The sequence below is a fragment of the Lacticaseibacillus jixiensis genome, assembly GCF_042847315.1.
Classification (GTDB): domain Bacteria; phylum Bacillota; class Bacilli; order Lactobacillales; family Lactobacillaceae; genus Lacticaseibacillus; species Lacticaseibacillus jixiensis.
Map to the genome: position 1 here is coordinate 42,633 of NZ_BAAFPR010000017.1, position 18,962 is coordinate 61,594.

Below are 18,962 nucleotides of genomic sequence, written 5' to 3' on the forward strand. Positions count from 1 at the left end.
ATTGGGCGTTACGTGTATAGCGGCGCTTTAATCACGAGCCAGCACGGCTTGCAGTGCAGCCAAGAATGCTTGCGCCGCCGGTGAAAGCTGGCTGGTTTTGGGCCAAATCAAACTGGCATGCCCTTGCAGTTTCGGCGCCAGCGGCACGAAGCGCAAATCAGTGCCTTGCGAATTGACGATCCCGTCCAGGCAAAGTGCGACGCCGACGCCGGCATTGACCAAGAGCGACGCATTATACAACAGGTTATAGGTGGCGACAATGTGCAACTGATTGGCACTGCTGCCCAACCAATCTGTCAACAGATCCATGCTGCCGGCTTGGCGGCTGGCAATAATGGCTTGGCCGCGCAACTGCGCAGCGGTTACTGCCGACTGGTTGGCCAGTGGCGAATCTTGCTTCACCAAAGCGCCCCAGCGCGTGGTCCCTGGCAAGGTGATAAAGTGATAATCGCTTTTGTCTGTTGGTTCCATCACCACGCCGAAATCAAATAACCCTGCTTGGCTGCGGGTATGCACGTCTTCAGCATCAGTACTGTAAATGGCGACTTGGACTTGCGGCGCAGTCTGGCGCAAGTGGGCAATAGCTGCCGCAACACTTGCCATCATCGGCGCTTCGGCACTGCCGATCAGCACCTTACCGCTAACTTCATGGCTGCGCTGCACATTGGCGACAGTTTTATCTGCCAAAGCCACCAGCTGCCGCGCTTGTTGGGCAAAATAGTCCCCAGCTGGCGTCAGTTCGATCGTACGCTTGCCGCGAACAAACAGCGTCACGCCCAGTTCAGCTTCAAGCTCACTGAGCTGTCGCGAAATCGTTGGCTGTGACACATGCAGCTTTTCAGCGGCGCGAGAAATATTGCGCTCCTGTACCATCATCAGAAAATATCGTAATACGCGCAGTTCCATGATACCGTCTCCATACTTTTTAGGTATAGTTTACCATGCAGTATAGGTATTAGACAGATTGGCGTGCCGCCTTTAAGATAAGTCTTGTGATCACATGGAGGTGCCCAATCATGAATACTGTTTTACCGCAACTGATCAACGCCGGCGCCGTGAGCTGGACCGGGAGTTTGCCTAAACAAGTCGATGCCATTGTGGCTCAAACCAGCGCCCAATTGATCGCCTTTAACCAAACGGCTGACGACGCCCAACGCCGCTTGCTGCTGACCCGGTTGATGAACGCGCCGCTGGCAGAAAGTTCAGTGATCAACCCGCCTTTTCAAACGGACTTTGGCCAACACACCTTCATTGGGTCGGATGTTTTTATCAACCGCGATTGCTTCTTCGTGGATCTGGGCGGGATATATCTGGAGGACCATGTGCTGCTTGGTCCGCGGGTGATGCTGATCTCCGTTGGGCACAACGAAGACCCGGCGCACCGCCGCGACTTGGTGCTTAAGTCAGTGCACATTAAGCAAGGCGCTTGGCTCGGCGCTAATGTTACCGTCAATCCCGGCGTGACCATCGGCACACATGCCATTGTCGGCTCAGGTGCCGTCGTGACCAAAGACGTACCGGCCAACACCGTCGTCGCCGGCGTCCCGGCGCATGTCATTCGTCCCATTCGTCAAAACAAGGAGAAAATAAATGATCGAAAATAAAGTTGTCGTGATCACCGGCGCTTCCAGCGGCATCGGCGCCGAAACCGCCAAACTGTTAGCCAGCCACGGCGCCAAAGTCGTGCTTGGCGCCCGGCGCGAGGAGAAGCTGCGCGCCTTAACTGATGCCATCACCAATGCCGGCGGCCAAGCGGTTTATCAAGTCACCGATGTCACCAAGCCTGAAGATAATCAAGCGCTGGTGGAATTGGCCAAAGCGGCTTTTGGCGGAATCGACGTGATGTTTCTTAACGCCGGCTTAATGCCTAACGCCCCGCTGTCTGCGCTGAAAGTTTCGGAATGGAATCGTACTGTCGACGTTAACCTCAAAGGTGTCTTGAACGGCATTGCCGCCGCTTTGCCGACCTTCAAGGCGCAAAAGTCCGGCCACTTCATCGCCACCAGCTCTGTGGCCGGCCTGAAAGCTTACCCTGGCGGCGCAGTTTACGGCGCCACCAAGTGGGCGGTGCGTGATTTGATGGAAGTGCTGCGCATGGAAGCCGCCCAAGAAGGCAGCCATATTCGCACCGCCACCATTTATCCGGCGGCGATCAAAACCGAGCTGCTCAACACCATCACCGACCCGCAGTCGGCCAAAGCAATGCAGCAAACTTACGACACGTATGAAATCACCGCCGACCGCATCGCCAAAGTCGTGGAATTTGCCATCGACATGCCAGAAGACACCAATGTCAATGAATTTACCGTGGGCCCAACCGATCAGCCGTGGTAAACTGCCTGTTTAAGCGACCTCACCTGGTCGCTTTTTTTGCACCAGCTGGGATCCGGGCTTGGAAAATCCGCCAAACTTTGGTACCCTTAGTACGTTGCCGGCAACATATAAGGAGAAGAAACCATGCTGATTTTTGATGAATTCCCAGTGGGCGCCGCCACGTTAACCGTCGTCGCGGCGCACCGAGCCAAAACCGAAGCCGGTTTGCGCAAGCTTGGCGTCTACCCTGGCCAAGAGATGCTTCTAATGGCGCTGCTCAAAGACGATGCCAAGGCCAAGCCGCAAAGCGAGTTGGCAGAATTGCTCGACGTTAATCACGCGACCATCGCCAAGTCGGTGCGCCGCATGACCGCTACCGGTAATGTCGAAACCCGCCGCTCTCAAGCAGACGGTCGCGTCACGTTGGTTGCCCTCACCCCTGCCGGCTTGACCTTGGCCAAACAGGTTCAAACTGTGTGCCGAGCCGTCGAACGCCAAGCCAGCGCCGCCTTGACCCCAGATGAACAAGCCCAATACATTCAACTCGCCGCGAAAATGACCGCGGCGCTAAAAAATTAGCCGCCGAGCACAATTGCTCAGCGGCTATTTTGATCCAGCTAGAAAGTTTTGCCCAGCGCGACAGCTTTTTGTTGTGCTTCTGCCACGATCGCTTCGGCTTGGTCTGGAAAATGATCCATGCCTTCAACTGCCAAATCAACGACTGGCTTGGTGCCGAGGTATTCCAGTGCGGCATGCACATATTGCGTGGCCGGATCTTGGCCGGCATACTTGCCGCCGGCGGCTTGAATGTGCAAGACTTGCTTGCCTGGCAGCAAGGCAACATGGCCAGTGGCGGTGTAGCGGAATGTTTGGCCAACAACGGTGATGGCATCGATCCAAGACTTCAACTTGGTGGGGATCCCCAGATTCCACATCGGGTTGGCAATGATCACTTTATCGGCAGCTTTGAACTGATCCAAGGCCTCACCAAACACCGCCAGCTTCGCGGTAGCTTCCGGCGTTGGCGTCACATCAGGCGCAAAGGCGGCCAACATTGAACCATCCAGTTCTGGGAAGTCTTCTTCATATAGGTTGCGCTGAACCAACGTGTCGGCGGGATGCGCGGCTTGATAACTTTCCAAGAACGTTGCCAATACCTTCATGCTCCGCGACCGCTCTGGTCCGAAGGGATGTGCTTTGATCACTAATACTTGGCTCATGTCGAAATCTCCTTTTCAATACCAACAATTAGGTTGCCGGCTACGCATTATAAGATACCACATTAAAAGGTAGCCGGCAACCTTTATTGGTAAATAATTGAGGCCGCGGCTTGGCGGCCTCAATATTTTGGTTACTTCAGATGGAAAATACGTTCAGCGTTGCCATGCGCGATCAACTCCCGCGCTTGATTTGACAAGCTGGCGCTGGCCAAGAACGCTTGGGTGTTCTTGGCTTGCTTGTATGGATAGTCAATGGCAAACAGCACATGTTCTGGGCCCATTTCGTCTAACACAAACTTCAGCTGCGGCTGCGCCAAGATGCCGCTGGGGGTGACATACACATTGTGGCGATAATAATCTGAGAACAGGTGCTTTAAGTCGGCATGGCCGCTGAGTTCATCATCCAGCCGCTCGATAAACTGCGGAATCAATTCACCCCAATGCCCTGAAACCAGCTTTAAATTCGGCAGCTTATCGAAGATTCCAGAAACGATCATCCGCATCACTTGCACACCCACATCCATATGCCAGCCGTAACCGGCAGATGACAAGATCCCAGTGGTCACATCAGACCATTGCTCGCTGGCAAAATAATGCTGGGTGATGGCCGGCGGAATGAATGACGGGTGGAAGTATACCGGGACATCAAGCGCCGCAGCTTGTTCAAAAATCGGCAAGAAGCACGGATCGTCAAAGAATTTGCCAGCATAGTTGCCTTTAAGCAGCACGCCGTTTAGATGCAGTTCGTTGACTGCGCGCTTCAGTTCGGCAGCCGCCGCTTGCGGGTCACCCACTGGCAAGGCTGCCAAACCGGCAAAGCGCGTCGGATTTTGGGCGATCACGCTGGCCAGTTCATCATTGGCCAGCTGACACAGCGGCACCGCTTGCTTAGGCGGTAAGTTCTGCGGCGACGAGTTGCCATAAGACAACACCTGCATATCAATGCCGGATTCATCCATAAAGGCCAAGCGCGCCCCAGTCACGTCTTGCATGATCGCAGGCGTTGGCAGCGTCGTCTTCATATAATGCAACATTTCAGCACTTAACTTCGGCAAGGCACTGGCACCAGTGGCTGCTTGAATCGCGGCAGTCACCTTCGCTGATTCAAAATGTTCTTCAACTGCAATAACTTTCATTGTTTTCCCTCCGCTTACTGTTTAACCTGACCTGCTGCCAACCAAGCTTGGGCTTTGGCATACACCGGCGCCACCGTTTCCGGCCGATCGGTGCCAATACCGTTATTATCGATGGTGCCGCCGGCTTTGATGCGGGTATAAGCCAAGAAGCGATAAGACACGCGCAATGACTTAAGCAAATCCTGATCCAGGTGCAAATCCGTGCCGGCAATCACCGGCGTTAACGTGTCGGCGTCACAAATCGCTGTCATATCACTGATGCGCCATTCACCATGGCGCTTTTCAACACAATACACCAGCGTCATATACGACTGCACGATCACTTCATCTTGGCCTAAATACATCCAGTGTTTGGTCATCGAACTCACTTCCGCAACGGCGTGGTCACCGCTTTGATCAACCAGCGGCGTCCCGTACCGCCCGATCAGCGGCAAGCTGTAGTCAAAGTCCACCGGATGCTGACCGACAAAAGTATCACTGGCCAGACCTGTCGACCAGCTGGTGGTAACAGTCGCCTCTGGCCAATAACTGGCGGCTAAGGCTTGATCTTGATGGCGCCCGCGCGCGGCGCGTTCTTTCAGCACCAATTGGCTAATTGGCTAATTGCTTCGATATCTGACATAAATGTTCTCCTAGGTCGTGAATGCCGCGACTGATATAAACGTTCTGATTACTGATCTTTTTGCTTTTAGTTGTAATTACAAGATTAATAGTAGCGTTTGAATCAGCCATTGTCAATTAAATCATTGCAAGTACATGATCAACGCTGCAAGCCCGCTCCCAGGCGCGTGAACGTTTGGCAAGTACTGCGAAGTGTGCTTGACCAAATACCCCCACCGGTATATAATCAAACTAATGAATATACCCCCAGGGGCATATAAATCAATTGGAGGCAGCCCATGCAAGCTATTGACGCACAAACTCTCGCAACCAAACTTTCTGCTCAAACAGTCATCATCGATGTTCGTGAACCTGATGAATTCGCCGCAGGCCACATTCCTGGCGCCACGAACGTCCCGCTGAGTGAGATCACCAGCCGCTTAAAAGAGATCCCCAATGACGCCTATGTGGTTTGTCAATCAGGCGCCCGTTCAGCCATGGCAACGCAATATCTCGCCAGCCAAGGCATCCGCGTAATCAATGTCACTGGCGGCATGTTGGCTTGGCCGGCAGCTTTGGAGGTGTAATCATGTTTGGTTTTCAACCTATCCGCAGTATCACCCCGGACCAGTTGCCGGCTTTGCTGCATACCCCTCACCATCAATTGATCGATGTGCGCGAGCCTAGCGAATTTCGATCCGGCCACATCAGCGGCGCCAAGAATGTGCCGCTGGCCCGTATCAGTCAATATACCCCACCCAGTAACACCAAGCTGTATGTGATCTGCCACTCAGGCGCCCGCTCCAAGCGCGCCTATAAACAATTGCACAAACGCGGCATCGATGTGACGAATGTCGCTGGCGGTATGCTGGCTTGGTCAGGAAGGACGGTTTCATGATGACAAAATATCTGATCGTTGGCGGCGTGGCTGGCGGCATGTCCGCGGCTACTCGGCTGCGCCGGCTGCAAGAAGACGCTGAAATCATTGTCTTTGAACAAGGCCCGCATGTGTCTTTTGCCAACTGCGGCCTGCCTTATTATCTTGGCGGAGAAATCCAAAACCGAGCAGACCTGCTGGTGCAAACCCCAGCCAAGCTCAAAGCCCGCTTTAACCTTGATGTCCGCGAAAACAGCACCGTGGTGGCAATTGATCCCAAAGCCAAACAAGTCACGGTGCAAGCCGGGCAACGTACTTATCACGAAAACTATGATCGTTTAATCTTAGTCCCTGGTGCCAAGCCGGTGGTGCCGCCGATTCCAGGCGTGGCAGATGCCGACAACGTCTTCACCTTACGCAATATCCCTGATATGGATCGCATTGAAGCCTATCTGAATGCCGCCCACGCCCAAACTGCCGTGGTGATCGGTGCTGGCGCCGTTGGCTTGGAAATGACCGAAAACCTCACCCGACGCGGACTGCACGTTAGTCTCGTTGATGCTTCAAGTCATGTCTTCCCCAGCCTTGATGAGGAAATGGCTGCCCCATTGGCCGCCAGCTTGTGCCGCCATGATGTGGCGGTATATCTTAACGACGCAGTCACTGCAATTGGGCAACACCAAGTTACCTTGCAATCAGGCACCAGCTTGGCTGCCGATTTGATCTTGTTGTCTGTGGGCGTCAAGCCAAACACCGCCTTGGCTATTGGGGCAGGCGTCAAACTTGGCCCTACCGGCGGCATCGCCGTGGATGCGCACTATCAAACGTCGCAGCCGGATATTTACGCAGTCGGCGACGCAATCGAAGTGGTCAATCAAGTCTCGCATCAGCCCGCTTTGATTGCCTTGGCCAGCCCGGCCAATCGCCAAGGCCGCCAAGTTGCCGACATCCTGTCTGGCGTTGAGGCGACCAATCGCGGCAGCATCGGCACCGCGATCGTGCGCGTGTTTGAACAAGCCGCTGCCACCACCGGCCTGAACGAAACCCAAGCCACCCAGCTTGGCCTGGCCTACCAAGTCGCCCACATCACCGCCAAAAGCCACGCCGCTTACTATCCAGATGCCCAGCCGATTTTGTTGAAGGCGATTTTTGCCCCGACTAGCGGCATTTTGTATGGCGCAGCGGCAGTCGGGACTGATGGCGTGGATAAGCGCATCGATGTGTTAGCGACCGCGATCAAAGCCGGCATGACCGTGTTTGATTTGCCGGAGCTGGAGTTGACTTATGCGCCGCCGTTTGGGGTTGCCAAAGATCCGGTGAACATGCTAGGCTATGTGGCAAGCAACGTCGCTTCTGGGGTGTCGGATTCGCTGCAATGGCACGAGCTCAAAGCGGCTTTGGCAGCAGGCAAGCAGCTACTTGATGTGCGCGAGCCGGAAGAATACGCCCAGGGGCATTTTGCCCAGGCGATCAATCTGCCGCTTGACCAATTGCGCAGTCAATTGGATCAGCTTGATCCTAACACCGATTACATTGTCAGTTGTCAAACCGGCCAGCGCAGCTACATCGCTGAACGCTTGTTGCGCGGCCATGGGTTCCATGTCCAAAATCTTGACGGCGCCATTAGTCTTTATCAACAAGTCAGCACCGATTTGATCACCAAATAGGAGATTATTATGACCCTTCATTATACTAAAGCCATGGAGAATCGTCTCAACCGCGCCAACGGCCAGCTGCAAGGCACCATGCGCATGATGCAGAACAACGCCGAATGCCAGGATGTCGTCAGCCAGTTGACCGCCGTGCGCTCCAGTCTTGATAATTTGATTGGGTTGATCGTCGCCGAAAATCTCAAAGATTGCCTGCTGACAGAAGACCAGGCGCATCAAGACGAGCGCATCGCCCAAGCGGTGAAGATGATCATGCGCAAATAACCAAACCAAAAAGCGTCGATTCTTTACGATTGATCTCAATCGTGCAGAATCGACGTTTTTAGTGTGCCAGTGTGTGCACAGCAAAAGCAGCTTAAGCTTGGCTTTGGCTTGCCGAAATCTGGCGCAACACCGCCAGCAGATCCGCCTTGCTCACGCGCCCATCAGCGGCTGCTAATGCCTGCGCCAAGCTTTGTTCTTGGGCATCTAGTGCGGCTTTGACCTTGGGGTACAAGTCCTCACCGGCTTGAGTCAGCGTCAGCTCGTACCGCCGCCCATCGGTAGCGGATTGGACTTTGGTCACTAAGCCCAACTTGACCAGACGCGACAGCTCGCGATTGACGTTACTTTGGTGGCGGCTGTCGGCGCGAACCAGTTGATCTTGGGTGACACCTGGATCGTCATGCAGCTTCAAGATAAAGAAATACTGGCTGCTGTTGACACCAAGTGGCTTCAGCCGCAACTCTAAGCTGCGAATTGCCATATTAGACGCGGTGTGCAGCTGTTTGATGATGGTATTGTCATGCTTATCGGCAATCATCGGCGACTCCTTATTTGTCAACAACGGCAAACTGCTCGCGCAAGTGCTGAGGCTTTTCACCTTCATCAAGCACTGCCGCGGCAAAATTTGCCACCGAAACTTCAGGCTTGCCAGCCGCGCTGGTGATCACTTCACTGGCCCCTAAGCGATAGGCAGTCTTTGGCCCATCAGTAAAGTCAGTGGATGGAGTGACTGCTGTCCAGTTCACATCCGACACCAGCTGCAAGAAGGCAAACTCGTGATTTTGTTCAACCATGCCAACCAGCCAAGGTGCACCGGCAAAGCGCTTGCGCGTGTCTTCAAGCATGGTTTGGCCGTCTGCTTTGTGCAGCGTAGAAGCGCCAATGACAAAACTCAACTGGATCGTTTGATCTTCACGGAAGAAACTGACCAACCGCGCGGCCAAATCGACATGCTCATAGGCTTTGGCGGAAGCAAAAGCATCCACGATCAGATCATCATTAGTCAGGTCTGCTTTGGTTAAAGCCATGGCGTCCTTGGCTAAGATCTTGACTTGGTCGCCGAACAACGCCTCAGCTTTGTGGGCATTGCGGACAATGGCGGTCACTTGATAACCGCGCGTGATGGCTTCTCTGGTAATGGCTCGGCCAACATGACCAGTGGCGCCGATAATGGCAATTTTCATATAACTTCTCCTTCTATTTCAGGTCAAAAACCGCTTCAGCAGTGCCGTGGGCAATGGCTTCACGCTGAACATCAGTCAAGTTCGCTTTTGCTAAGAACTGGCGCACTTGATCGCCGGCTTGCACATAAGGGAAGTCTTCTGACCACATGATGTGATCGGCACCCATTTCCGTCAAGGCCAACTGCATTTGCGGCGCGGTGAACATCCCTGATGGTGACAGATAAACTTGGCGCTTGTAGTACTGCGAGAACTTCAGCGGCAAGTCGGACACGAAGGGCCCAAAGCCGTCGATGCGTTCCAAGAACATCGGCATAAATTCGCCCCAATGCCCTGAGACGACCTTGAAGCGCGGATACTTTTCCATGATTCCTGCGGTGATGATGCGCATCAGCTGAATGCCTTGTTCCATATGCCAACCCCACATCGCGCCGCCCATCATCGTGGCTGTCAAGGCGTTGTAGGCTTTGCTTTCATATAACATGGCCTTTTGGTCGTCGGAGATGATGCCTGGGTGCAAATACAAGGTGGTGTGCAGCCGATCGGCCATGGCAAAAATCGGCTCAAAGCGCGGATCGTCTAGGAACTGGCCATTGACGCTGCCGGAAATAATCCCGCCTTTCATCCCCAGTTTCAACACCGCCTCTTCCAAAATCTGTGCTGCTTGCTCCGGGGTATTGGCAGGCAGCGTTGCCAGCCCGGCAAACCGCGTCGGATATTGGCTGATGTTTTCTGCCAAGGTTTCGTTCTGGGCTTTGGCACCGGCAACGGCGTATTGATCAGGCAACAGCTGTGGCGAATTGCCGGCATCGGAAATGATTTGCATGTCGATGCCGTGTTCATCCATATAAGCGACTTTGCGCTTGAAATCAACTAAATCAGGCCGCAATTGGGCTTGGCGCGGGTTGTTGTTCTTGACTGGCGAGTATTGTTCAAATTCCGCGATATTGCGGTCGGTATCATAATGTTCTTCAACGGTGATTAATTTCATGATTTTCTCCTTTGACAACAAGCTACTTAGTTAAGCCCACTGCCAGCAAACTATAGTCCCAAAGCTCGGCTTGCACTTGAGCATCATATGAGAGCTTCGATGATGCCACCGGCCGATCGCTGCGCCGATCATAATAGCGCACCGGCCCTTGGGCAAATTGGGCATCCAGCATCAAATCAGTGATCATCGTCGCCGAATCATGGGCGGTGGCCAGCAAATCGGCAAAGCGCGCCAACGCTTCTGGCGTGAAGCGTGATTTGTCTTTGGACAAGCCGGTTTCGATCATTAATCCCGGGTTGACGGTGTTAACGGCGATTGTTTGGCCTGCGGCGGACAAATGCTGGCCTAATGCATAAGCAAACAAGATCATGCACAACTTGGAAAACGAATAGCTTTGCGGATCGATATCAGGTTGCACCCCGACATGCGCCAACGCCTCAGCGCCAGGCCAAGCGACGCCTTTAAGGGGGGCGTCATGGCGTTCGCTGCTGACGGTGACGATGCGGCCGTCAGCTGCAAACAATGGCAACAACAACTGCGTTAACAAGAAGTGTCCTAAATAATTGGTTTCAAAAATATTGTTGAAGCCGTCTTTAGTCGTCGTCGGCATCCGCCCGGCGATGCCTGCGTTGCATACCAAGCCATACAGCGGCAGCTGCAGGGCTTTAAAGGCGGCGACAAATTCTCGCACCGATGCCAGCGACGACGTGTCAATGGCCAAACAAATCAAATCAGCCTGCGGATTGGCCTTGAGAATCTCTGCTTTGGCTGCTTGCGCCTTGTCCAAATTGCGGCAGGCCATGATCAGCGTATAGGCATCGCTTCTGGCCGCGATTTGTTTGGTGGTTTCAAAGCCCAGGCCGGAATTGGCCCCGGTAATAATCACTGCTTGTTTCAAGATCGACAACTGCTATATAAAATGTGGAAGAATGTCTAATGACACTAGTAAAGGATTATATTTTTCCTTTCATAGTTGTACATTCATTATTTTATTAGGTCCCGTTAACACCAGTATTCTTACGTCGGTATACACCTAGCAACATTGACTGGCTCTTGAACCTTTAGGACATAGCCTGCCCCTGAGCATATTGAATCAAGTTCTGTACGGCATTCTCGTCGCGTTCAAGTTGAACGCCACAGTTGTAACAATGAAACTCGTGATGTTTGGTACCGTGAAGTTCATTACCTGCCAAGGTCAGTTTATGGTCGCCGGTTTTCACAAACCCACACCGACTGCATCGCTGTGTGCTAGGGTAGAACCGATCGACTATAATCAGCTGACGGCCATACCATTGCGTCTTGTCCTTCATCAGCATCTTGAAGTGGCCAAACAACGAGCGATGTAAGTTCTTCGCCAGTCGCTTGTTCATCTTCATATGCTTAACGTCCAAGTCCTCAATGGCAAGCGTGCCGTTAGTCTTCACCAGCATCGTCGTGAACTTCTGTAAGAGATCACTTTGAATCCGCGTCACTTTCTGATAGGTCCGCTGCAACTTGGTTTTCGTTGCGCGATAGTTGTTAGAGCGAAAGTGCTTGGGATTTGATTGACGTTTGCGGGCGAGCCGTCGCTGGTACAAGGAAACGCGGTTGTACAAACTAACCAGTTGCTCAGTCAATACGCGGACTGCAGACATATCCTCGTTATCGTTGTAGACGAATTTGCCAATGTTGGCATCAATGCCACATACTTGTTGGTTTTCCGGTAACGGCTCAGGTTTGTTCACGTCGATACTGAGGCAAGCGTAATAGCCATCAGCTTCTTTGACAATAGCGGCGAGTTTAACAGTTCCGGGCCAACGTGGCTTCTCAGCCAGCCGGATATCATACCATCGATCACGGTAGCCATGCGGTTTATCCAACCGTAACTTACCATTGACGACGGTTGCCCGATCAGTTTTAAAGCTGCAGCGACTGCGCTTCTTCGACTTAAACCGTGGCTTACGATGATCTGGCATTTCCGGGTTAAAGAAATTTGCCCAAGCCTGGGCCAAGTCATGCACCGCCAATTGCAAGATCCGTGCGGAACGGCTATATTGCCAGTCTGCTTTGTTGGCAACTAACTCATTGCGGACTTTACGCTCGTTAGGCCGTGCCATCTTGTCTGCCAGCACGAGTGACGCGTCATACATTCCATTCCACGTAGCAAGCGCTTGATTGTAACAATAGCGGCGATAATCGCAAGCTCGGTCTAATACACGACTCATTGTCGCGTTCGGATAGCAACGGATCTTGTGCGTTCTTAACATATTTTCACCTCCAAACTACTTATGGATATCATAGCAAATGAAGATGAAACCATTCTGTCAAGACATGATGAAAACCATCATCATCTGTCCATCCACCAGTCAGTGATTTTTCACGAGTTTATCATTTCGCAGCACTTGGTCATTCTGCCTTCCACTTGATTACTGCGGAACGACTAAGTGCTACAAATTAACACATTATGCTACATTTTCGATTACTGTTAATATCCTCCTTTGCATGAGCGACTCTGGTAAAATGCAAAACCAAGTGTAGCACATTAGTATGCGCACGCATAGTTTTATTTTATGGCTGTTCATTTGTCTCCTCGCATGCCTGATAAGCATATCCCCTACACTTAACAAGTATTCGACGCATGGCCACCTCCGCGCTACACTAAGCCTTGCAAGCAATTGGCTCGCCACTCGCAGTGAAAGGACCTTATCATGTCAAACAACCAACAAGGCGTTACCGACGGCATTTTCCCGATCGGCGCCAAGAACGACGCCTATGCCCAATATTTTGTCGGGCAAAGCTATCTCAATACCCTCATTAACGATCCGACCGTGAACGTCGGCGTGGACAATGTCACCTTCGAACCAGGCTGTCGCAATAACTGGCACATTCACCATGATGGCTTCCAGTTGCTGCTGGTCACTGGTGGTTCAGGCTGGTATCAAGAAGCCGGCCAGCCGGCGCGCAAGCTGCATGCCGGTGATGTGGTGGTTACCCATGATGGCGTTAAGCACTGGCATGGTGCCACCAAAGACAGCTGGTTTTCACACATTGCCATCACTGCCGGCACCCCAGAATGGTTAGCAGCGGTGTCAGACGAAGATTATGACGCTTTAGCAGATTAGAAAGCAGGTTTGAAGATGGTGCAGAAACAAACAGCTGGTCGCGACAATTTAGGCGATTTTGCCCCGCAATTTGCGGCGTTGAATGATGATGTGCTCTTCGGCGAAGTGTGGGCTAAAGAAGCCGAGCTTTCCGCCCATGACCGCAGCTTGATCACTTGCTCCGCCTTAATGGCGCAAGGCCTATTCCCGCAACTCAAGTCCCATATGCAAATTGCCAAAACCAACGGCGTGACCCAAAGCGAAATGGTCGCTTTGATCACCCACTTGAGCTTCTATGCCGGCTGGCCCAAAGCGTGGTCGGCTTTCGCCTTGGCGAAGGAAGTTTACTTAGAGAATTAATCATCCTACCCGCATCACGAAAAAAGACTCGCCAAACGACGAGTCTCTTGCTTTAATGTTCAGTTTTAATCGGGATCAGTTCGCGGTGGCGGTTATGGCCGGCGGCGACAACGGTGGAAGCGGCGATCAAACCGAGCGTCACCATGACAACAGCAATGTGAGCAGCAATATTCATAGTTATTCTTCCTTTCAGCGCAAGCACTCTGTTGGTTGACGTTGACTATAGTATGCCCATCAATCAAGGAGATTTTGTGACCAAAAGGGCAAAACTTTGGTTAAGCAGTTGACCAAAGGCGTTGAAATGGTATGGTTTGGGTAGCTCAGAAAGCAAGCAGGTGACATGATGGCAGAAACAGATTTCGCATTATATGATGATAGACACCTACTCAACAAGCTGACCGCACGCCAGCGACGGATCTTGGTGGCAGCGATCGACGATTTTGCAGAAATGGGTTACGTCAACGCCAGTACCAAGCTGATCGCTCAGCGTGCAGACGCGGCAGAAGGCAACATCTTTGCCAAGTTCAAAAACAAGGCCGGCTTGCTCGATACCATCTTGCAACCCGTGATGACCGCGGTGATTCCGGCGGCTTTCACCGCCTTTGTCGAAGGCAACTTCACGCGCGAATACGCGACGCTTGAGGCCTTCATCAAGCCTTTGGTCGCCGACCGCATCGTCTTTTTGAAGGCCAATCCCAAGGTCTTGAAGATCTTGGTCAGCGAGGTCGCTTACAGCCAGACCCGTCGCGATCAGCTGATTGCCGCGACCCCGGCGGCACAACGCGCGACCATTCACGCAGAACTCAGCAACCTGCCGAGCGCGGTCTGTTGATCGGCCACCCGGACTTCGATATCTTGGGCATCTTGGGGTCGCTGCTCGGCGGAGTCGCAATCTTGTACCTCTTTTTCGGCCGAGCCCCCCGACGCCGAGCAACTCGCAGACACGCTGTGTAAGTCGTTGCAACCGTAAGTACATTATTCACCACAAAAGTACCGCCAGACGCTGATCTGGCGGTACTTTTGCATAGCGGTCCCGATAACTTATCTTCAGGCTTTGGGCAAGTGCACCATCTCCAACACGGCGGTGGCGCAATCCGCCCCTTTATTGCCGCCTTTGCCGCCAGCGCGGTTGATGGCTTGTTCCAAGGTGTCAGTCGTCAACACGCCAAACATCACCGGCACCGGACCGTCGAGGCTGACGCGCGCCAACCCGCGCGCGGTTTCACTGCAGACATAATCATAATGTGACGTCTCACCGCGAATCACGGCACCCAAGGCGATGATGCCGTCGACGGTGTTAGTCGCGCTCATCTGTTTGGCCGCCCGCGGCAACTCGAAGGCGCCGGGCACCCACCAAGTGGTGATGTCTGCCGCTGCCACCCCGTTGCGTTGCAACGCTGCCTTCGCCCCTGCCAACAGCCGCTGGGTAATCATATCATTGAATTGCGCCACGACAATCCCGATCCGCAACCCGCGACCGTTTGTGTCGCCTAGATAATCTGGCATGTTAATCGACCTCCTTGAGTAAGTGGTGGAGCTTATGCTTTTTGGTGACTAAATATTGCTGGTCTTCCGGCTGTACCGGCACCTCCAGCGGTTGTCGGGTCCGCACCGTGATCCCCAACGCTTCTAGTTGAGCGATTTTGTCTGGGTTGTTCGTCAACAGATCCACGGTATCAATCTGCTTTTGCCCCAAGATCGCCGCGACCAAGCCGTATTGGCGCTGATCCGGCGCAAAGCCCAGGTGGATGTTGGCTTCGACGGTGTCAAAGCCTTGTTCTTGCAGGCGGTAGGCTCGCAGCTTGTTCGCCAGGCCGATGCCACGCCCTTCTTGCCGCAGATACAACACCGCACCTTGGCCGGCGGCGGCAATAGTTTGCATCGCCTTGGCCAGCTGGGCGCCACAGTCGCAGCGCTTGGAGCCAAACACATCTCCGGTCAGGCATTCCGAATGGATCCGCAACAACAGCGGCGTCTGCGGTTTGATCTCGCCATAGCTGAGCAACAGCGTCGGTTCGCTTTCGCCAGGTGTCGTGAAGGCTTCGAGCATGAACTCACCATATTTCGTTGGCAAAGCCACCTTAGCAATCGCCTGCACCACCGTCGGATCGCACATGTAGCGATAGTTTTTGATGTCTTGGATCGATAACAACGGCATCTGCACGCCTTCTGCAAACGGCTTGAGTTCCTCGCGCCGCGCCATGGTGCCGTCTTTTTTCAAGATCTCGCAGATATACGCCACCGGCTGTGCCCCGGCCAGCTTGGCCAGGTCCACTGCGGCTTCCGTGTGGCCAGAGCGGCCCAAGGTGCCTTCTGCGGCGGCAATCAGCGGAAAAACGTGTCCCGGATGGTAAAAGTCGCCGGACTCAGCTTGCGGGTCTGCGAGTTGGCTGATCGTGTCGGCGCGATCGACCGCCGAGATACCGGTCGTGGTCGTTTTGGCATCGGTGCTGACGGTAAAGGCGGTCCCAAAGGCATCTGTGGCGTCTGCCACCATCGGGTGCAAGCCCAGACGCTGGGCGACTGCCGGCGCCATGGGCACACACAACAACCCGCGCGCTTTGGATACCATGGTGTTGACGCTTTGTTGGGTGGCGTATTGCGCCAGGCCGATCATATCGCCTTCTGCCTCGCGCTGGTCGTCATCGGTCACGATGACCAACCCGCCTTGTTTCAAGACAGCTAACGCGTGTTCGACACGCTGTTTCAGATTATTTTTCATGTTCGATCTCCTTTTGGGCCACCAAGTATTTGCCGAGAATGTCCGTTTCCAGATTGACGCGCTGATCCACCGCCAGTTCCCCTAGCACGGTTTCCTGTAGCGTGTGCGGGATCAGGCTGATGCCAAACGTGGTTGCCGTCACCGTCGTCACCGTCAAGCTCACGCCGTTGACGGCGATGCTGCCTTTGGCCACGATGTACGGCCGCAAAGTGGCGGGAAAGGCAAAGCGCAACACCACCGCGTTTTGCTCTTCTTCGCGGCTGACCAACCGGCCGGTGGCATCCACATGACCGAGGACAAAATGGCCGTCCAAGCGGCCATTCGCCGCCAGCGCCAATTCCAGATCGACCCGCTGGCCGGCACTCAGGTCGACCAGGTTCGTACGGCGGATCGTCTCTGGCATCACGTCGACGGTAAAGCCACTCGGCATCAAAGCCGTGATGGTCAAACAGATGCCGTCAATCGCCACGCTATCGCCGATGCGGCTGTGTTCTGCCGCCGTCAGTGGGGTGGCGATGGTCAAAACCGCCGTTTCGCCTTGCACGTTGGTTTCAACGATGCGCCCGATTCCTTGAATGATTCCGGTGAACATTAGACATCCCTCCTGTAGGTGAGCTTGACGTCTGCAGCCAGGCGCTGCATGTCGTGCAGTTGCCACGTCATGGTTGCCGAAGCCGGTCCTTGCGCCACCGGCAAGGCATCTCCGCCCAGCGTCAGCGGCGCCACATAGACGATCAGCTGCTCGGCCAATCCGGCGGCCAAAAACTCGGCTTGCAGCCGACTGCCGCCTTCGACTTGCAGTGCCTGGATCCCGTGTTCTGCCGCCAACGCACACACAGCTTGTGGCGTCCAGTGGTCAGCAGGGAAAACTTGAACGTGTGCTGGCCAATCACGCGTCGAAGGCATTTCGCTGAGCAGCCAGACTGGCGCACTCGCGTCTGTCAACAGCCGCAAGTGTTGCGACAAGGCGTCTGCGTCGCGCACCATGGCGATTCGCACTGGGGGATGCGCAAGTGCCTGCGTCCGCACCGTCAGGCTGGGATCATCAATCAACAGCGTATGTTCGCCGACCACGATTGCCTGTTGCTTGGCGCGCTCAGCCTGACTGTCCAAAAACGCCGCCTGCCCGCTCAAGCGGGTCCGCTCCGGTTGGTTCGCGTTCAGCTTGCCGTCGACACTGGTGGCATATTTGAGCGTCACCAAAGGCCGCTGGTGCTGATAAAAAAAGTTATACGCGCGGTTTAACCCACCGGTCTCCCCCATGACGGAAACGGCGATTCCGACTTTTTCCAAGATGGCGATCCCTTTGCCGGCGACTAGCGGATTGGGGTCGCGCTGGCCGATCACCACCTTCGCCACACCGGCTGCCACCAGCCGGTTGGCACACGGCGGGGTCTTGCCATAATGGCTGCAAGGCTCCAACGTCACATACATGGTGGCGCCTGCTGCCAAGCCCGGATCCGGCAGCTGCGCCAAGGTATCAACTTCTGCATGCGCTTGGCCGAAGCGGTGATGGTAGCCTTGTGCCATCACCCGACCTTCGCGCACCAGCACGGCGCCGACTTGCGGATTGGTCCAAGTCTGATCCGCCCCGCGGCGTGCTTGTTGCCAAGCGAGTGCCATGAATTCTGAATCTGAAATCATATTCCACCTCCATAAAAAAATGGCCTCGCAAGAATTTGCGAGGCCATGATTGAAAGCTAAATAAGATCTCATCCGAGGAGCACAGCAAAAAAAGTGCCCACAAAATGGAATGAAAACTCGTTTTCTTCTCCCATCCAGACTTTCACTGTCGGTCCCAGACTCTCACTGGGTCCACCGCTGATCGCGGGTCACGGACTTCTGCTTGCACAGTCACCGTCGGTCGGGAATTACACCCTGCCCCGAAGAAATCTATTCAGTTAACGCTTTTAGGGTACACTATCTGGTAGATAACTGCAAGTATGCAGGTGCGAGCTGGAGGCAATCAGTCCTGGTGTGACGTCGGTAGCCGGCACCTGATTGAACTCTGACTGCTATGTTCAATCACATAATGTCGCTATGATATTCGCCATCTACCTTAGTATTTGTCTCAATGGATCAATTCAGTCATCGTTGTTGGATTGTGGCTACAAATTCCCCCGATTTAGTCTTCCATAGTGTTTTACTCCTCTGACTTTGAGCCTAAGATATGAGACCTCTTCAGCCCAATTTTACGAGCGTAGCGAACCGGTACAATACTTATAAGCCTGGATTATTCATAGAATTTCAAAAAAGCAGCGCAATCCCATGATTCACACGGGACTGCGCTGCTTTGGTGTTTCACCCATTGGGTGCGCCTATATGCTAAGGTTAAGTCGACAAAAACCATCACGAAAGCGAGGCTTCACACCATCTCAACTTTAACCAGCTTATCCCTGCAATGCAATACCAATGTGACTGTGACCGCCGACGGCGGTCAACTTTCAAATGACGCCGGGCTCGTTTTGTTCCAAGAGTTTCTTCATCGTATCAACTTTAGGCAACTTGCCAATCAGTGCCTCAAGTTACCAGACCAACGACGATTCTG

General features: G+C 53.7%; 24 protein-coding genes and 1 riboswitch. Of the genes, 10 read left to right on the plus strand and 14 right to left on the minus strand.

Annotated features, from left to right (window positions below):
* Nucleotides 1-27: 27 nt before the first annotated feature.
* A complete protein-coding gene (locus tag ACGG90_RS10705; RefSeq protein WP_390409282.1) occupies nt 28-906 on the minus strand; it encodes a LysR family transcriptional regulator in 879 nt (292 codons plus the stop codon).
* Nucleotides 907-1,016: 110 nt separating this feature from the next.
* Between ACGG90_RS10705 and ACGG90_RS10710 the strand changes: the two genes are divergently transcribed.
* From ACGG90_RS10710 to ACGG90_RS10720, 3 genes are all read left to right on the plus strand, one after another.
* Entirely contained in the window at nt 1,017-1,604 is a 588-nt protein-coding gene (locus ACGG90_RS10710) for a DapH/DapD/GlmU-related protein (RefSeq protein ID WP_390409284.1), read from the plus strand.
* Nucleotides 1,591-2,334: an SDR family oxidoreductase gene (locus ACGG90_RS10715; protein WP_390409286.1), complete on the plus strand. Its 744-nt coding sequence runs from the start codon at nt 1,591-1,593 to the stop codon at nt 2,332-2,334. Before ACGG90_RS10710 ends, ACGG90_RS10715 begins: the two co-directional genes overlap by 14 nt.
* Before the next feature lie 123 nt (nt 2,335-2,457).
* Nucleotides 2,458-2,892, plus strand: a complete 435-nt coding sequence (locus ACGG90_RS10720; RefSeq protein ID WP_390409288.1) for a MarR family winged helix-turn-helix transcriptional regulator — start codon at nt 2,458-2,460, stop codon at nt 2,890-2,892.
* Nucleotides 2,893-2,930: 38 nt separating this feature from the next.
* Here the strand turns inward: ACGG90_RS10720 and ACGG90_RS10725 are convergent, their stop codons facing one another.
* From ACGG90_RS10725 to ACGG90_RS10735, 3 genes are all read right to left on the minus strand, one after another.
* On the minus strand, nt 2,931-3,533 hold the full coding sequence (locus ACGG90_RS10725; RefSeq protein ID WP_390409290.1) for an FMN-dependent NADH-azoreductase: 603 nt from the start codon (nt 3,531-3,533) through the stop codon (nt 2,931-2,933).
* A 131-nt stretch (nt 3,534-3,664) separates the two neighbouring features.
* Entirely contained in the window at nt 3,665-4,669 is a 1,005-nt protein-coding gene (locus ACGG90_RS10730) for an amidohydrolase family protein (protein ID WP_390409291.1), read from the minus strand.
* A 14-nt stretch (nt 4,670-4,683) separates the two neighbouring features.
* On the minus strand, nt 4,684-5,253 hold the full coding sequence (locus ACGG90_RS10735; protein ID WP_390409293.1) for a hypothetical protein: 570 nt from the start codon (nt 5,251-5,253) through the stop codon (nt 4,684-4,686).
* A gap of 315 nt (nt 5,254-5,568) precedes the next feature.
* Here ACGG90_RS10735 and ACGG90_RS10740 point away from each other — a divergent pair, with 315 nt between their 5' ends.
* The 4 genes from ACGG90_RS10740 to ACGG90_RS10755 are packed head-to-tail and all read left to right on the plus strand — an operon-like array spanning nt 5,569 to nt 8,080.
* Nucleotides 5,569-5,856 carry a rhodanese-like domain-containing protein gene (locus ACGG90_RS10740; protein ID WP_390409295.1) on the plus strand — a complete coding sequence of 96 codons (288 nt, stop codon included), beginning with the start codon at nt 5,569-5,571 and terminating at the stop codon, nt 5,854-5,856.
* 2 nt (nt 5,857-5,858) lie between these two features.
* The gene (locus ACGG90_RS10745) at nt 5,859-6,167 is read left to right on the plus strand and encodes a rhodanese-like domain-containing protein (protein ID WP_390409297.1); all 309 of its coding nucleotides are present in this window, start codon (nt 5,859-5,861) and stop codon (nt 6,165-6,167) included.
* On the plus strand, nt 6,164-7,813 hold the full coding sequence (locus ACGG90_RS10750) for an FAD-dependent oxidoreductase (protein ID WP_390409299.1): 1,650 nt from the start codon (nt 6,164-6,166) through the stop codon (nt 7,811-7,813). Before ACGG90_RS10745 ends, ACGG90_RS10750 begins: the two co-directional genes overlap by 4 nt.
* Nucleotides 7,814-7,822: 9 nt before the next feature.
* Complete coding sequence (locus ACGG90_RS10755; protein ID WP_390409301.1) at nt 7,823-8,080, plus strand: metal-sensitive transcriptional regulator; 258 nt, start codon at nt 7,823-7,825, stop codon at nt 8,078-8,080.
* Nucleotides 8,081-8,171: 91 nt separating this feature from the next.
* On the opposite strand, the gene ACGG90_RS10760 is transcribed toward ACGG90_RS10755, so the two are convergent.
* The 5 genes from ACGG90_RS10760 to ACGG90_RS10780 all read right to left on the minus strand — a co-directional run bounded on the left by ACGG90_RS10760 (nt 8,172) and on the right by ACGG90_RS10780 (nt 12,498).
* A complete protein-coding gene (locus tag ACGG90_RS10760) occupies nt 8,172-8,618 on the minus strand; it encodes a MarR family winged helix-turn-helix transcriptional regulator (RefSeq protein WP_390409303.1) in 447 nt (148 codons plus the stop codon).
* A 10-nt stretch (nt 8,619-8,628) separates the two neighbouring features.
* Nucleotides 8,629-9,264 carry an NAD(P)-dependent oxidoreductase gene (locus ACGG90_RS10765; protein WP_390409305.1) on the minus strand — a complete coding sequence of 212 codons (636 nt, stop codon included), beginning with the start codon at nt 9,262-9,264 and terminating at the stop codon, nt 8,629-8,631.
* Nucleotides 9,265-9,277: 13 nt separating this feature from the next.
* Complete coding sequence (locus tag ACGG90_RS10770; protein WP_390409307.1) at nt 9,278-10,252, minus strand: amidohydrolase family protein; 975 nt, start codon at nt 10,250-10,252, stop codon at nt 9,278-9,280.
* A gap of 22 nt (nt 10,253-10,274) precedes the next feature.
* Nucleotides 10,275-11,150: an SDR family NAD(P)-dependent oxidoreductase gene (locus ACGG90_RS10775; protein ID WP_390409309.1), complete on the minus strand. Its 876-nt coding sequence runs from the start codon at nt 11,148-11,150 to the stop codon at nt 10,275-10,277.
* A 163-nt stretch (nt 11,151-11,313) separates the two neighbouring features.
* Nucleotides 11,314-12,498, minus strand: a complete 1,185-nt coding sequence (locus ACGG90_RS10780) for an RNA-guided endonuclease InsQ/TnpB family protein (protein WP_390409311.1) — start codon at nt 12,496-12,498, stop codon at nt 11,314-11,316.
* 441 nt (nt 12,499-12,939) lie between these two features.
* Here ACGG90_RS10780 and ACGG90_RS10785 point away from each other — a divergent pair, with 441 nt between their 5' ends.
* A complete protein-coding gene (locus ACGG90_RS10785; RefSeq protein WP_390409313.1) occupies nt 12,940-13,353 on the plus strand; it encodes a cupin domain-containing protein in 414 nt (137 codons plus the stop codon).
* Between the two features lie 15 nt (nt 13,354-13,368).
* A complete protein-coding gene (locus ACGG90_RS10790) occupies nt 13,369-13,692 on the plus strand; it encodes a carboxymuconolactone decarboxylase family protein (protein ID WP_390409315.1) in 324 nt (107 codons plus the stop codon).
* Between the two features lie 52 nt (nt 13,693-13,744).
* Here the strand turns inward: ACGG90_RS10790 and ACGG90_RS10795 are convergent, their stop codons facing one another.
* Nucleotides 13,745-13,867: a hypothetical protein gene (locus tag ACGG90_RS10795; protein ID WP_390409317.1), complete on the minus strand. Its 123-nt coding sequence runs from the start codon at nt 13,865-13,867 to the stop codon at nt 13,745-13,747.
* A gap of 168 nt (nt 13,868-14,035) precedes the next feature.
* On the opposite strand from ACGG90_RS10795, the gene ACGG90_RS10800 reads away from it, so the two are divergent.
* Complete coding sequence (locus tag ACGG90_RS10800) at nt 14,036-14,524, plus strand: TetR/AcrR family transcriptional regulator (RefSeq protein WP_390409319.1); 489 nt, start codon at nt 14,036-14,038, stop codon at nt 14,522-14,524.
* Between the two features lie 215 nt (nt 14,525-14,739).
* On the opposite strand, the gene ribH is transcribed toward ACGG90_RS10800, so the two are convergent.
* Genes ribH through ribD form a run of 4 tightly spaced genes read right to left on the minus strand, consistent with a single transcriptional unit; the run spans nt 14,740 to nt 18,058 of the window.
* Nucleotides 14,740-15,198, minus strand: coding sequence for a 6,7-dimethyl-8-ribityllumazine synthase (gene ribH, locus ACGG90_RS10805; RefSeq protein WP_390409321.1), 459 nt, complete (start codon nt 15,196-15,198; stop codon nt 14,740-14,742).
* Between the two features lies 1 nt (nt 15,199).
* Entirely contained in the window at nt 15,200-16,414 is a 1,215-nt protein-coding gene (gene ribA, locus ACGG90_RS10810) for a GTP cyclohydrolase II (RefSeq protein ID WP_390409323.1), read from the minus strand.
* Nucleotides 16,404-17,006: a riboflavin synthase gene (locus ACGG90_RS10815; protein ID WP_390409325.1), complete on the minus strand. Its 603-nt coding sequence runs from the start codon at nt 17,004-17,006 to the stop codon at nt 16,404-16,406. The genes ribA and ACGG90_RS10815 overlap by 11 nt, the downstream gene beginning before the upstream one ends.
* Complete coding sequence (gene ribD, locus ACGG90_RS10820; protein WP_390409326.1) at nt 17,006-18,058, minus strand: bifunctional diaminohydroxyphosphoribosylaminopyrimidine deaminase/5-amino-6-(5-phosphoribosylamino)uracil reductase RibD; 1,053 nt, start codon at nt 18,056-18,058, stop codon at nt 17,006-17,008. The genes ACGG90_RS10815 and ribD overlap by 1 nt, the downstream gene beginning before the upstream one ends.
* Nucleotides 18,059-18,176: 118 nt before the next feature.
* Nucleotides 18,177-18,309: riboswitch (FMN riboswitch) on the minus strand.
* Between the last annotated feature and the right edge of the window lie 653 nt (nt 18,310-18,962).